Origin of the sequence: Mangrovivirga halotolerans, assembly GCF_026241165.1 — a bacterium.
Taxonomy (GTDB): domain Bacteria; phylum Bacteroidota; class Bacteroidia; order Cytophagales; family Cyclobacteriaceae; genus Mangrovivirga; species Mangrovivirga halotolerans.
In genome coordinates, this window is the sequence record NZ_JAPFQN010000004.1 from 225,130 (window position 1) to 238,857 (window position 13,728).

Below are 13,728 nucleotides of genomic sequence, written 5' to 3' on the forward strand. Positions count from 1 at the left end.
AAGGCCGGAATAATACTATTCCAGCCTTCTACAAATAATAAGCTATATTCCTTAGTTTAAGAATTTATCAACATTGGTGTAAGGAAGGTCAAAAGCATCAGCAACGCTTTTATAAACCACCTCACCCTTAATGATATTAAGGCCAAGTTCCAATTCTTTATTGTCTCTACAAGCAATTTCCCAGCCCTTATTAGCAAGTTCGATCGCATAAGGAAGGGTTGCGTTTGTCAATGCCAGGGTAGAAGTGTATGGTACTGCTCCCGGCATATTCGCTACACAATAGTGAACCACATCATCAATGATAAACGTAGGGTTTTCATGCGTTGTTGGTTCACAAGTTTCGATACAACCACCTTGATCTACCGCTACATCGACTAAAACCGTACCTTCACGCATGTCTTTTAGCATGTCTCTGGTTACCAGTTTTGGTGCTTTAGCACCCGGGATCAATACAGCGCCGACAATCAGGTCATGAGTTTTAATCATCTCACGGATGTTGTATTCATTAGACATCATGGTGTTTACGTTAGCAGCCATGATATCATCCAGGTATCTTAATCTACCCAGGTTAACATCCATGATCGTTACATCAGCTCCAAGACCAGCAGCCATTTTAGCTGCGTTGGTTCCTACGATACCACCACCAAGAATAAGAACTTTAGCTGGTCTTACTCCCGGTACACCTCCTAAAAGAATTCCGCGTCCTTTCAAAGGCTTCTCAAGGTATTTAGCACCTTCCTGAATTGACATTCTTCCTGCAACCTCCGACATAGGGATTAACAGGGGCAGGCTTCTGTCTGCTTTTTCGACAGTTTCGTACGCCAGACAAATGCTTTTACTCTTGATCATTGCATTTGTCAATGGTTCTGAAGAAGCAAAGTGAAAATAAGTAAATACCAATTGATCTTCTTTGATCAGACCATATTCTGGTTCGATTGGTTCCTTTACTTTCATTATCATTTCCCCGGCAGCATATGCAGCTTCAATTGTAGGCTCCATAATTGCTCCGGCCTGAACGTACAGGTCATCGCTAAAACCACTACCTTCTCCGGCAGTTTGCTGCACATGTACTTCATGGCCTCTCTTAACCAATTCCTTCACGCCAGCAGGGGTAAGTGCTACCCTGTTTTCATTATTTTTTATTTCCTTTGGGACACTGATAATCATAATAATGTTGTTTATTAAGTGCATGCAAATATAGTAAGCACAGAATAATATTTTGTTACTTTTTACCCTGAAAATTAGCACGGAAATACAAAAACAAAGTAATTCATTTTTTAGTGTGTTTTAGATTTTGGAGAAGCAAAAAAATAAAAATTTTATTTTGTATTTTTCTTTAAAAAATATATTTAATTCTGTGGTTGTTAGGGTGTTGTATTAAATACGAAGCTTATTTCGCGACATCACTTGTTTTTTATTACGATTTTACTGTAGTTTTCAAGGGTCTTTTAACTTTGAAACACCCTGATTTTTAAGTATTTTTGAATTGCCCAAATAGATTTTCCATCTCAATAAACGCATTTTATGGAAATAACTAAAACAGATACCCCATTGAAAACTTTAAAGTTATCCAATAAAGAAGTACTTCAGGATTATAAATTAGCTGTGGCCAGTCGTGAGGCCAGTTTGCTAGGAAGAAAAGAAGTCTTCATGGGTAAAGCTAAGTTCGGAATATTCGGCGATGGAAAGGAATTACCTCAGATCGCCATGGCCAAAGTTTTTAAAAAAGGTGATTACAGATCTGGATATTATCGTGATCAAACGTTCATGTTTGCCATTGGTGAGTTGACAATTCAAGAGTATTTTGCTCAATTGTATGCACATACTGATGTTGAAGCTGAACCTGCAAGTGCAGGCAGGCTGATGAATGGCCACTTTGGTACCAGAATGCTGGATGAAGATGGTAATTTTAAAAACGTTGCCCAGGAATATAATAGTGTTTCAGATATATCACCAACTGCAGGTCAAATGCCAAGACTTGTGGGATTGGGATATGCTTCTAAATTATACAGAGAAAATAAAGACTTAAAGCAATTTAAAGAGTTCTCTGATAATGGGAATGAGATTGCTTTCGGAACTATCGGTAATGCATCTACTTCAGAAGGTTTATTTTTTGAGACAATCAATGCAGCAGGCGTACTCCAGGTTCCAATGCTAATGTCGGTCTGGGATGACGAATATGGTATTAGTGTTCCGAAAAGTTATCACACAACTAAAGAAAACATATCAAAAGCCCTTTCTGGTTTTCAGCGCACCAAAGATGAAAAAGGATATGAGATCCTTACTGTAAATGGCTGGGATTATGCTGAGTTGATTAAAACTTACAGAAAAGCAGAAGAAATCTGTCGTAAAGAACACGTACCGGTACTTGTTCATGTTGTTGAAATCACTCAACCTCAGGGTCACTCAACCTCAGGTTCTCATGAAAGGTATAAGAGTAAAGAAAGACTTGAGTGGGAAAAAGAGCATGATTGTATAACCAAAATGCGTCAGTGGATAATTGACGAAGGTATAGCTGATGAATCAAAGCTCGAGGAACTTGAAAAAGAAGCTAAAAAAGAAGCTAAAGATTCTAAGAATAATGCCTGGAAGGATTTTAATGGTTCAATCACTGAAATCCATAAAGAGGCTGTTGACCTGATCAAAGCTGCTGCTGAAAGTTCTGAGAATAAGAAAGTTTTGATGAATATTTCAAACGAATTAAAGGAGACTTTAAATCCGATTCGTCTGGATTCTTTCAAAGCTGTGAAAAAAGCATTGAGATATCTTACCGGAGAGAATTCTTCGGCTAAGTCTAACCTTCTAAACTGGTTAAAGAGGGAAGAAAAACTAAATGAAGATCGATACAGTAGTCACCTATATTCTCAGTCTGAGGAGGCAGCTCTGACTGTACCAGAGATCGATCCGGTATATGATGATTCAAGTAAACTTGTCGATGGACGCGAAGTTCTCCAGGCATGTTTTGATGCAAATCTTGCAAGAGACCCAAGAGTTTTTGCCTTTGGTGAAGATGTAGGGTTTATCGGAGATGTGAATCAGGCATTTGCAGGTTTACAGGAAAAATATGGTGAACTAAGAGTAACTGATACTGGTATCAGGGAAGCAACGATTTTAGGACAAGGAATTGGTACAGCGATAAGAGGTTTGAGGCCGATCGCTGAGATTCAGTACCTTGATTATATTTATTATGCCCTTCAGATTATGGCTGATGATCTATCGAATCTTCAGTACCGAACTAAAGGAGGTCAAAAAGCACCTTTGATCATTCGCACAAGAGGGCACAGGTTAGAGGGAGTATGGCATTCTGGTTCTCCAATGGGAGCTTTATTACATAGTATTCGTGGTATTTATATTCTTGTACCAAGAGATATGACTAAAGCTGCAGGTTTTTACAATACTATGCTTCAGTCTGACGATACTGCATTGATCATCGAATGTTTGAATGGATACAGACTTAAAGAGAAAGTTCCGGCAAACATTGCTGAGTTTACCACACCGCTTGGGGTTCCAGAAGTGATCAAAGAAGGTTCTGATGTTACAGTGGTTACTTACGGCTCAATGTGTAGAATAGTAATGGAAGCTGCTGAACAACTTGAGGAGTTTGGAATATCAGTAGAAGTGATCGACGTTCAGTCTTTATTACCGTTTGATATTAATCACACCATTGTTGATCGTATTAAGAAAACCAATCGGGTGATTTTTGCCGATGAGGATGTGCCTGGTGGTGCAACTGCGTTCATGATGCAAAAAGTTCTTGAAGAGCAAAACGGTTATCGTTATCTTGATTCCAAGCCTATGACGATCACTGCTAAAGAACACAGACCGGCTTATAGTTCAGATGGTGACTATTTTAGTAAGCCAAACACAGAGACCGTTTTTGAAACTGTCTACAAAATGATGAATGAATTTAATCCAAGGAAATATCCTGAATTATATAAATAAGGATATTTTAAATGAAAATATAAGGTCCGGGAGTTATTTCCGGACTTTTTTTGTTTAATGGGATGTTATAGATGCCAGATATAAAAACCTGACTAATTACTATTTACGGGGCTTTTTCGGTATTGTGAATTTGAATTTCGTGCCTTTTCCCTGCTTACTTTCAACCCAAATTTCACCCCCGTGTTTTTTAACGAATTCTTTGCATAAAATCAATCCTAATCCTGTTCCTGTTTCATTTTGAGTACCAGGTGTTGAAATCGACTTTTCAATTTTAAATAAGTTGTTTAGTACATTCTCGGGAATTCCTATCCCGTTATCAGAAATAGTGATTAAATAATTTTCCTTGTTATCATCAACAGAGATTTTCATTTCACCATTTTTCCGGGTAAATTTTATACCATTAGAGATCAGGTTCCTTAAAATGGTCCTGAGCATCTTTGTATCAGCATGGACAAAACTTTTATCCGGAATATCACAATATATATCGATCGATTTTTGTTTAGCAGAGTATTTTAATAAACTAATCACATCAGGTATAACACTTTTTAAGTTTACTTTTTCAGGATCATAACTGATTGTACTGGATTGAGCTCTCGACCATTGGATCAGGTTTTCCAGTAATCCAATAGCTTTATTGGTAGATTTTTTAATTAAATAAGAATATTCTTTTATCCCTTCAAGATCATTTTCTTCAATCTGTTTTTCCAGAAGGTTTGCAAGTCCTAAAACTGAATTAAATGGCGATCTCAAATCATGGGTAATAATAGAAAAGAACTTATCTTTTGTAGCGAGAAGATTATTTAGTCGCTTTTCATTTTTGTAAACTCTTCTTTCTAATTTTTTTTCTTCTGTGATGTCATGGAAGTTTACTATTGCTCCAATGATTTTATTAGAATGATCAAAAATTGGTGCTGACCAGATTGCTACCCACTTTTTTTTACCGTCTTCTAACTCTACAATGGACTGTTCATTTTTAATTACTTCGCCTTCATATAATGATCGTGCAAGTGGCATTTCTCTGCCCGTATATTGTCTTCCGTCCGGAAAAAACATTTTCCAGCTATGCACATAATCTTTAACGGTTATATCAGTAAGCCTGGCATCAGTTTTTCCCCTGAAAGCCCATACCGCATCATTTATATAAGTGATCCGACCATCAGGGGGTTCGCAAATAACAATAGCAGTTGGCGCACAGTCTAATATTGATTTTAAAAACTGTTCTGACTTATTTAAATATTTTGAATTATAGAGCTCTCTTTCAAGTTGAGATATTTTTTTCTTTAACTCTTCGTTTTCAGTTTGTATATCGGCGTACTTTGTTTCAGAGTGTGTCATTATCGTTGTATATAAGGATAAAATACCTTCTTAATGTCATACACCATCAAATATGATTTTAAATTAAAATTTGAAGAAATTAATATTTGGCTCTATTCTATAAATGCGATAAAAATCCAGATTGCTGGATTTGATGATTATTTCTATACTATAATTTAAGGTTTTTATAGCAAACTATCTTGTTTGGGTGGTCTTTTTTGATCTAAAATACTGATTACTAGTTTTTTAAAATCATTTTATGAAATTATATGTTACATGTTTTAAATTTATTCTATGTACAAGAAGGGTGTTATTTCATACTATTTTTTTACCGATTAACCGAATTATCCTGCTAAGTCCATTGTGGTATTTTCCTTCTGATAAATGAGTTTCACTTTCTTTCAATTGGAGTATCTTAAAATTGCTGAAGTCTTCTTTAATAGATTCGATAGAAAAAAGCATATCTATATCCGGTGGACCACCGGCTTTTGGATCTGCTTGTCTTAGTTCATAATGATTTTTACTAAATCCTTCCAGAATTACAAATCCACCAGGTTTGATCAGATTAGCTATTTTTTTATGATATTTTGATAAAAGTTCAGGTGGGAAGTGTGCAAAAATCAATGCTGCTACATCATATTTCTTATTGCTGATATCCATTTTCATGAAATCACCTACGTGATAATCGATTTCAACATTTTCTTTTCTAGCTAATTTTAAGGCTTTCTTTCTCCCTTCAGTGCTTATGTCGAAAGCTGTTACATTTAATCCTTTTTTTGCAGCATAGACTGCATTTCGACCTTCCCCTTCAGCAGGCATCAGGATATTGCCATTAATATTATATTTATCAATTGCTTCTTTAAAAAAGATATTCGGTGAAGTGCCATAGGCATATTCTTCACCGGAATACCTTTCATCCCACATTTGCTTCATAAAATTATAATATCAGTGTTGCTTTATTATTTATTCGTATTAATTAATTTCTCCTTGTCATTCCTACTTAGAAATTGTACTGCATTATTATAAAAGATGTCACGCTTTTGATCCTTAGTTAGAAAAGGGGCTTCCTTAATAGCTTCAACTGCTGCCCCGATTTTATCCGGCCATACCATCTGGTCCGTTCCAAACATGATTCTTTTCCCAAGTCCGGCATGAATAAACGCTTTCAAATAATCGTAAAATGCCTCTCTGGGTATTACCCAGGTAATTGTTGAAACATCAGCATATAATTGAGGATATTGATACATCATTGCAATCATTTGATCCCGGTACGGATACCCTGCATTTTCAACATATAGCCTGAGTTTAGGATGTTTTATTAGTACTTCCTCAAGTAATAGCGGACTTCCGGAAGATGAGCGGAAATTGGGCATATAAGGGCCTATGCCGGCTGCGTGAATGAGAACAGGAATATCCATTTCTTCTGCTAATTGAAAATAGGGTTCAAGTGATGGGTCATTTGGTTTTATTCCATTCAGTTGTGTGCCAATTTCTCCCATACCTTTAAATCGCTTTGCGATATACTCTTCTTTTAAAGCTTCAATTCCTACTTCTTCAGGGTTTAGGATAAAAGGAGAGGGTATGAAGCGATCGGGAGAGGCATTATTCCATTGCTGAACTACATCCCAGTCCACTCCACTTAGAAAAGCTTTTTCGATATTGTATTTATCCATTGCTTCTATTGTTGCCCTCATCAGTTTAATTGGATTAACAACCGACTTACCAGTACCCTCACATGGCGAAGGGCGACAAATAGCCGGGATACCTTCAGGTATTTCTTCGGGAAGTCCGGTATGCATGTGCATGTCAATGATTGGTTCGGCATAATTAATCGAACCCAGTAGTTGAACTGACTCTCTATCTGACTCACGATTACATCCTGGTAAAAGTAATATCAGTAAACCAAGGGTTAAAACAATACTTTTCATGATTGAAAACTTTTAGTTGGCAGATATTTTTTAGATTTCTAAGGAGAACGAATTGCAGCTTTGAGGAGGTGGGGCATAAAACTGCCGAGGTGTGATATACAATTTACAAGGATTTATTCTCTTTTTCTTTCTTATATGCTAAAAATTAAAGCTTTCTGTGAATAATATTCTATTCATAGATGTTTAAAATCAATTTATTGGCGGTTTTAACTGCTAAATTGTTAATCGTAAATGTATATTGTAGTAAATGGGGGTTGATTAATTGATCGGGGGGTTGATGGTTTCATTTGTTACCTGGATCCCCTTATAAAAGCTATCAAGATAAAGTGAGTTGTGTGTTTTATGTTCATAAAAGAAGGTTGTCAGGTCAATTTTATGATCGTTATTCAATAACTCAATTAATTCTTCGATTTTTGATTTGTGGAAATCCGGTTTTGGCTGGTAAGAAATAACAACTTTAATATCCTTTTCTATTTGATTGTTTTTTATTCGTTCAATTACTTCGCCGTTGCTATACCAAATAGCCGGGTCATACATGTGAATAACTTCAAAAGGATGAGTCATAGAGAGGAGGTAGCCCCCAAAATAACCACCGTAGGAATGACCGATGAGGGTTTCGTGATCAGTAGTGGAATAATTATTATTAACATCCGGGATCAGTTCATTCATGAAGTAATTATAAAATTTCATTGCTCCTCCGGAATTGGATGAATTATACCAGGTGGAATCAACAATTTCACCATCGTATTCAATTCTGGATTGGCTGAATGTTAAATCTATTCCTCGTTTAAATTCCCAATCGATGTGTGGAATTCCAACGACAATTGATTTTTGAATTATATTATTTCCACCTAAATCAAAAGCGATATTCCTAGCGAGATCAAATCTCCATTCCGCATCAAGCACATAGATTACCGGATAACTTATCGAATCAGAATAGTTTAAGGGAAGACTAACCCAATAATCTCTGGTTTCACTTAAATGTTCAGATTCTATTTGATGACTGATAACCTGGTTTACGCAAATTGTGTCCTGGGTAAATGCCGATACGGATAAAGAAATCAATAATGCTGATATAAAAAATATTTTCATGGCTCCTTAATACATAATTGAGGAGGCAAAAATATAAAACCTGGAACAAATTTGTCTTGAATTGGGAAATGAATTTATACCATTTTAGAGATCTTCCTGTTTTTATATACATCGAGTAATATATCCTGGAATTCCCCTATTTTAGAAAAGTTGGTTCTGATATTATATTCGAAATTGTTCTTTTCAAATTGTTGAATAAAACTGGATAAATGAGATTTTTCTCCGCCGATCTTATGATGATATTCGATCTTATATCGGTTGAAGTGATCTATTTTCTCTTTACTAAACAGATCTTCGATAACCTGGATCTCAGCACCTTCAATATCGATTTTTATCAGGTCAAAATGATTGTCTAGTATTAATTCTGACAACTTTTGTGTTTTTACAACAATCTTGTTTTCTCCCCCGCGTTCTTTATTGAAAGATCCCTGTAGTGACCCTTTGTGGTCATTAATGAAAAAATCTATTTCTCCAATGTCATTTGACAATCCAACATTGTGTAATTCAACATTTTTTAAATTGTTTTGACGCACATTTTTTTCCAGAAGTTCAAATGCATAAGGATTAGGTTCAAATGCCATTATAGAGCAATCAGGGTAAAGCTTTTTAAAGAAAAGTATGGACATGCCTATATTGGCACCGCAATCAATGATCTTTGGTGAGTCAGTTTCAATATCAAAATAGTAATCGGTTGATAAGAATATTTCAATTATTAAATAGAGAAGAGTATCGTGGTCATAGGCTGTCACCTTATAGTCGAGCACTTTTTTAGTTACCTCACCATTGTTTTTACTAAATTTTGAACCCAGATAGGTAGATAACAAAACGCCGAAAATCTGAAATTTCTCGCCGAATTTATAATTGCTGTTTATCGCAAGACTAGCGAAATTATAAATCTGTCTGAATGCGTTGATGATTTTTTTCATAGTGCTGAGTGGTTGTTAGGCTATTGGACTTAAAAGTCATAAGGTTAAATCTGGTAATGATGTTGTAAAATCGCTTATTCAAACAAAGACAGAAGTTTTTGTATTATCTATTTATTTATGGTTACCCCTTTCTTTATTCTTGCTTTTCCTGTTGTTATTAATGAGTAGAATAGTCAATATGATGCTAGATCTCCTTACTAATAAACCACCGGATACTATTAAATATAATCAATTTATTATTAATAAAGTGCTATTACTAGGTTGAAAATTAAATAATTTGAATAAGAAATATCCCGGAGCCATTTATACAAATCCTTGATAATTAGTTTATTATCAATATTCATAGAGAAAGTTGTATAAATGGCTCCGGGTTATAAGATTACATATAATGTTCATTTTAATAAAATCGGGAATTATAAAGTCCTTATTTATAATTCAGTCTAACGGATAATCATCACTTTTCTCATTTCCTGAATGCCGTTATCTGTCGTGAAGAAAATGTGATAAATACCACTTTGAATAGTTTCAGGTTTAAGAGTAATCTGATGATTTCCAGCAGGACTAAATCCATCTTTGATTACCTGAACTTTCTGCCCGGTCATATTAAACATTTCAATGGTTACATTTGATTCTTTTTCCAGCCTGTAAACAATTTCTGCTGTGGTTTTTACAGGGTTTGGATAGATATTAATTCTATCATTTTTATCAGTCAGATCATTACCTGAAATTCCCATTACAGATGAAATTGATGATGCTTGGTAGCTACTGATTGAATATTTTGATTCTATTACAGCAATGATCTCATCAATACTGGCGATCAGAGCAGTTGCTTGTGCTTCTGTTAATACATTGTCTTTCTCGTAAAGATCCATTACCTGAGTACGAAGATCATAAAGCACTGCAAGGGCTTCCTCATACTTATCTTTATCAAGTAGCTTAAGTGCCTGATCGATTTTTTTCAATAATCCATTTTCCTGTCCATTATTGAGTACTTGCGAACTTGTGAGTAATTGAATGTCATCTTCCAGATCATTTAATGCCTCAGTGATTAAAATTGCGGTGATAGTTACGTAGTCCGGATCACTGTCTTTAAATCCATCGTTAACGATAAGCTGCACAGAGTAAGTTCCTGGTACATCTGCAATGAAGGATGGGGTAGAAGTGTTGGCTCCACTGAGTGAAGCTGTACTACCTGCAGGTTTTGCCGGAGAGGTATCCGGGCTGGCAAACATCCAGGAGTAGGTTATCGGATCTCCTTCAGGATCAGAAGAGCCGGATCCATCAAGGTTGACGGTTTGTTGCTCAATAACTTCCTGGTCTTCTCCGGCATCTGCTATTGGTGGGTTATTAGGTATAACAGAAATAATAAGTTGACCAAATCCGATTCCTCCGTTACCATCTGTAATGGCTATTGTTAAAGATTCAATACCTTTAAAGTCCGGGTTTGGTGTATAAGTAAATCCACCATCAGCAGATGTATTACTCATCGAACCATTTTCCGGGACAGTGTAGGATATCCATTCTATTTCATCACCATCGAGGTCAAAGTCGTTTGCCAGGTGGCCGGGAGCTGTAACGATCAGTTCGGTGTTTTCGGGTGTCGTATAAACATCCGGAACCGCAATTGGAGTTCGGTTTTGATCCGGAATGACCAATATAGAAATAAGTCCGAAACTTATACCTCCGTTACCATCTGAAATGGCAATCTCAATAGATTCGATTCCGGAAAATCCTGGATTTGGAGTATAAGTGAAAGTACCATCAGGGGAGGGATTGCTTATTACTCCATTTTCCGGAACAGTATACGATAACCACTCTATTTCATCACCATCAAGATCTATATCGTTATTGGTGTGGCCGGGTGCAGAAACTATCAATGGAATGCCTTCTGGTGTAGTGTAAACATCGGGAACTGCCACAGGCTCTCTGTTTTGATCAGGAATGACTAAAATGGTTAATGTAGTAAATGCAATTCCTCCATTACCATCTGTTATTGCAACTTCTAATGATTCGATCCCTGAAAACCCAGGATTTGGAGTATAAGTGAAAGTACCATCAGAAGATGTATTACTCATTGTGCCATTTTCCGGAACAGTATAGGATATCCATTCTATTTCATCTCCATCGCGGTCGAAATCATTTCCAAGATGACCCGGAGCAGAAACTATTAAAGGAGTATTTTCCGGAGTCGTGAAAACATCAGGTATAGCTATAGGCTCTCTGTTTTGATCCGGGATTACCAGAATAGAAATGAGTCCGAAACCTATCCCTCCATTACCATCAGATATTGCATATTCAAAGGTTTCTATTCCTGAAAATCCAGGGTTAGGAGTATAGGTAAAGCCCCCATCAGAGGTAGTATTGGTAATTGATCCATTTTCCGGGACACTATAGGAAAGCCAGGTAATCGGATCTCCATTTGGATCAAAATCGTTATCCAGGTGGCCAGGAGGTGAAACGACTAATGCTGTGTTTTCCGGGGTAGTAAATACATCTGCCACAGCCACAGGATCAGTGCCTCCGGATGGAGTGACAGTGATCATAATTAGTCCAAAAGCGATACCTCCTTCCCCGTCAGAAATAGATACAGTTATTTCTTCAATCCCTGTAAATCCTGGATTAGGGGTATAAGTGAAAGTTCCATCAGAATTTACATTAGAGATAAATCCATTTTCAGGAACGGTATATGTAATCCACTCGATTTCATCACCATCAGGATCGCTATCATTACCCAAATGTCCGGGTGCTGAAACTATTAATGCTGTATTTTCAGGTGTGGTATAGGTATCTGGTACAGCTACAGGATTCCGGTTTTGATCGGATATCACCTGAATTTGAAGTAAACCGAAACTAATACCGCCATTACCATCGGAGATAGCAACTTCAATGGATTCTAATCCTGTAAATCCGGGGTTAGGTGTATAGGTGAAAGTACCATCAGGGGAGGGATTACTTATTACTCCATTTTCCGGAACAGTATACGATAACCACTCTATTTCATCACCATCCAGGTCAATGTCGTTATTGGTATGGCCAGGAGCAGAAACAATTAGTGGAGTGTTTTCAGGTGTGGTATAAACATCCGGGACCGCAATGGGAGTTCGGTTTTGTTCCGGAATAACCAGAATAGAAATGAGTCCAAAACTTATGCCTCCATTCCCATCAGAAATTGCAATTTCAAGAGACTCTATTCCTGAAAATCCTGGATTTGGCGTATAGGTAAATCCACCTTCTGAGGTTGTATTGCTCATTGTTCCGTTTTCGGGAACAGTATATGAAAGCCATGTTAATTCATCACCATCAGGTTCCAGGTCATTGGAAAGGTGGCCCGGAGGTGTTATCTCAAGTGCTGTGTTTTCGGGAGTGGTGAATACATCAGGAACTGCCACAGGATTTCTGTTTTGATCAGGTATAACCAAAATAGATATGAGTCCAAAACTAATACCTCCGTTGTTATCAGATATGGCAACTTCTATATTATCAATTCCTGAAAACCCAGGGTTAGGGGTATAAGAAAATCCGCCATCAACAGAGGCATTACTAATTGCGCCATTTTCTGGTACTGTATAAGATATCCAGATTAGTTCGTCACCGTTTAAATCAGAATCATTAGCCAGGTGCCCGGGAGCCGCAATAATTAGTTCCGTGTTTTCAGGCGTTGTATAAACATCCGGTGTGGCAACGGGAGCATAATTTTCCATGTCGGTCTCCATAACCGTCATCTGATCATCTTTTTTTGAGGGGTAATTTTGGTTTAAGAGTTGAACCGGTTGATCCCTTTTAAGAATTAAATCGGACTTCTTTATTTGTACCGGTCCATTATTTGGTGAATCTTTGATTACCATATCCAGAACTTCCCCTGAAATACGATTTTTATTTGATCCTTCAGGGGGACTAATAAGAATTTTATCTCTTTCTAGTTCTGTTTTATTTTCTGATTTTGGGTGGGCCTGAACTGAATTACTAAAATTTAAAATATCATCTAATTCAAATGATTTTCTTTGTTGTAAATGATCTTTATTTATCAGGATACTCTCATACTTATCATTTAATAAAACTCTTTCATCAGACTTTGATTGATCAATTTGTTTTGCTTCGGAGGGCAGAACTAATGTTTCACCTTTTTGATTAAATTCATTTAGTAAGCGTTCATTTTCAGGGTTGATTTTTGGAGTTGATGATTGTTCTAACTTTTCTTTTTCCACTTTTACCTGTGTTAGGGCAGGCATCGAAATAAATAAGGAAAGAAGTAAAATAAAGATGGAAGTTTTAAAATTATACTTTTGATCGGATACAGATATTTTAATATCATCCTTGGTTTTTGGGGATAAAATGATCGGTTTCATGGCTATAGAATTGACTTGTGGTGTATTATAAATTAAATAATTAACCAGAAAAGAACAATAGGATTATGCCCCTAAGCGACCAAGTAGTCCTAAATTTCGATGAATATTGATATTCAGTGACTTATGCAAAAAATACTGTGGGTTGTGAAGATATTTGAATTTCTGATAATTTACGCTATC

General features: G+C 36.5%; 9 protein-coding genes. 2 read left to right on the plus strand and 7 right to left on the minus strand.

Annotated elements, in window-relative coordinates; translation table 11 throughout:
* Positions 1–51 precede the first annotated feature (51 nt).
* Positions 52–1,167, minus strand: a complete 1,116-nt coding sequence (gene ald, locus OO013_RS07565; RefSeq protein ID WP_266056119.1) for an alanine dehydrogenase — start codon at positions 1,165–1,167, stop codon at positions 52–54.
* A gap of 357 nt (positions 1,168–1,524) precedes the next feature.
* On the opposite strand from ald, the gene OO013_RS07570 reads away from it, so the two are divergent.
* Positions 1,525–3,942: an alpha-ketoacid dehydrogenase subunit alpha/beta gene (locus tag OO013_RS07570; RefSeq protein WP_266056120.1), complete on the plus strand. Its 2,418-nt coding sequence runs from the start codon at positions 1,525–1,527 to the stop codon at positions 3,940–3,942.
* 99 nt (positions 3,943–4,041) lie between these two features.
* Here the strand turns inward: OO013_RS07570 and OO013_RS07575 are convergent, their stop codons facing one another.
* A complete protein-coding gene (locus OO013_RS07575) occupies positions 4,042–5,277 on the minus strand; it encodes a PAS domain-containing sensor histidine kinase (protein WP_266056121.1) in 1,236 nt (411 codons plus the stop codon).
* A 33-nt stretch (positions 5,278–5,310) separates the two neighbouring features.
* Here OO013_RS07575 and OO013_RS07580 point away from each other — a divergent pair, with 33 nt between their 5' ends.
* Complete coding sequence (locus OO013_RS07580; protein WP_266056122.1) at positions 5,311–5,436, plus strand: hypothetical protein; 126 nt, start codon at positions 5,311–5,313, stop codon at positions 5,434–5,436.
* Between the two features lie 135 nt (positions 5,437–5,571).
* Here the strand turns inward: OO013_RS07580 and OO013_RS07585 are convergent, their stop codons facing one another.
* The 5 genes from OO013_RS07585 to OO013_RS07605 all read right to left on the minus strand — a co-directional run bounded on the left by OO013_RS07585 (position 5,572) and on the right by OO013_RS07605 (position 13,548).
* On the minus strand, positions 5,572–6,189 hold the full coding sequence (locus OO013_RS07585; protein WP_266056124.1) for a class I SAM-dependent methyltransferase: 618 nt from the start codon (positions 6,187–6,189) through the stop codon (positions 5,572–5,574).
* A gap of 26 nt (positions 6,190–6,215) precedes the next feature.
* The gene (locus tag OO013_RS07590) at positions 6,216–7,184 is read right to left on the minus strand and encodes an amidohydrolase family protein (protein WP_266056125.1); all 969 of its coding nucleotides are present in this window, start codon (positions 7,182–7,184) and stop codon (positions 6,216–6,218) included.
* A 258-nt stretch (positions 7,185–7,442) separates the two neighbouring features.
* Positions 7,443–8,276: an alpha/beta hydrolase gene (locus OO013_RS07595; RefSeq protein WP_266056126.1), complete on the minus strand. Its 834-nt coding sequence runs from the start codon at positions 8,274–8,276 to the stop codon at positions 7,443–7,445.
* A gap of 74 nt (positions 8,277–8,350) precedes the next feature.
* Positions 8,351–9,202 carry an FkbM family methyltransferase gene (locus tag OO013_RS07600; RefSeq protein ID WP_266056127.1) on the minus strand — a complete coding sequence of 284 codons (852 nt, stop codon included), beginning with the start codon at positions 9,200–9,202 and terminating at the stop codon, positions 8,351–8,353.
* Between the two features lie 440 nt (positions 9,203–9,642).
* Positions 9,643–13,548, minus strand: a complete 3,906-nt coding sequence (locus OO013_RS07605; RefSeq protein WP_266056128.1) for a cadherin-like domain-containing protein — start codon at positions 13,546–13,548, stop codon at positions 9,643–9,645.
* Positions 13,549–13,728 lie beyond the last annotated feature (180 nt).

Coding starts and splice junctions, on each gene's coding strand:
- ald (WP_266056119.1), bottom strand. CDS start 1,167: ATGATTATCAGTGTCCCAAAGGAAATAAAAAATAATGAAAACAGGGTA.
- OO013_RS07570 (WP_266056120.1), top strand. CDS start 1,525: ATGGAAATAACTAAAACAGATACCCCATTGAAAACTTTAAAGTTATCC.
- OO013_RS07575 (WP_266056121.1), bottom strand. CDS start 5,277: ATGACACACTCTGAAACAAAGTACGCCGATATACAAACTGAAAACGAA.
- OO013_RS07580 (WP_266056122.1), top strand. CDS start 5,311: ATGTCATACACCATCAAATATGATTTTAAATTAAAATTTGAAGAAATT.
- OO013_RS07585 (WP_266056124.1), bottom strand. CDS start 6,189: ATGAAGCAAATGTGGGATGAAAGGTATTCCGGTGAAGAATATGCCTAT.
- OO013_RS07590 (WP_266056125.1), bottom strand. CDS start 7,184: ATGAAAAGTATTGTTTTAACCCTTGGTTTACTGATATTACTTTTACCA.
- OO013_RS07595 (WP_266056126.1), bottom strand. CDS start 8,276: ATGAAAATATTTTTTATATCAGCATTATTGATTTCTTTATCCGTATCG.
- OO013_RS07600 (WP_266056127.1), bottom strand. CDS start 9,202: ATGAAAAAAATCATCAACGCATTCAGACAGATTTATAATTTCGCTAGT.
- OO013_RS07605 (WP_266056128.1), bottom strand. CDS start 13,548: ATGAAACCGATCATTTTATCCCCAAAAACCAAGGATGATATTAAAATA.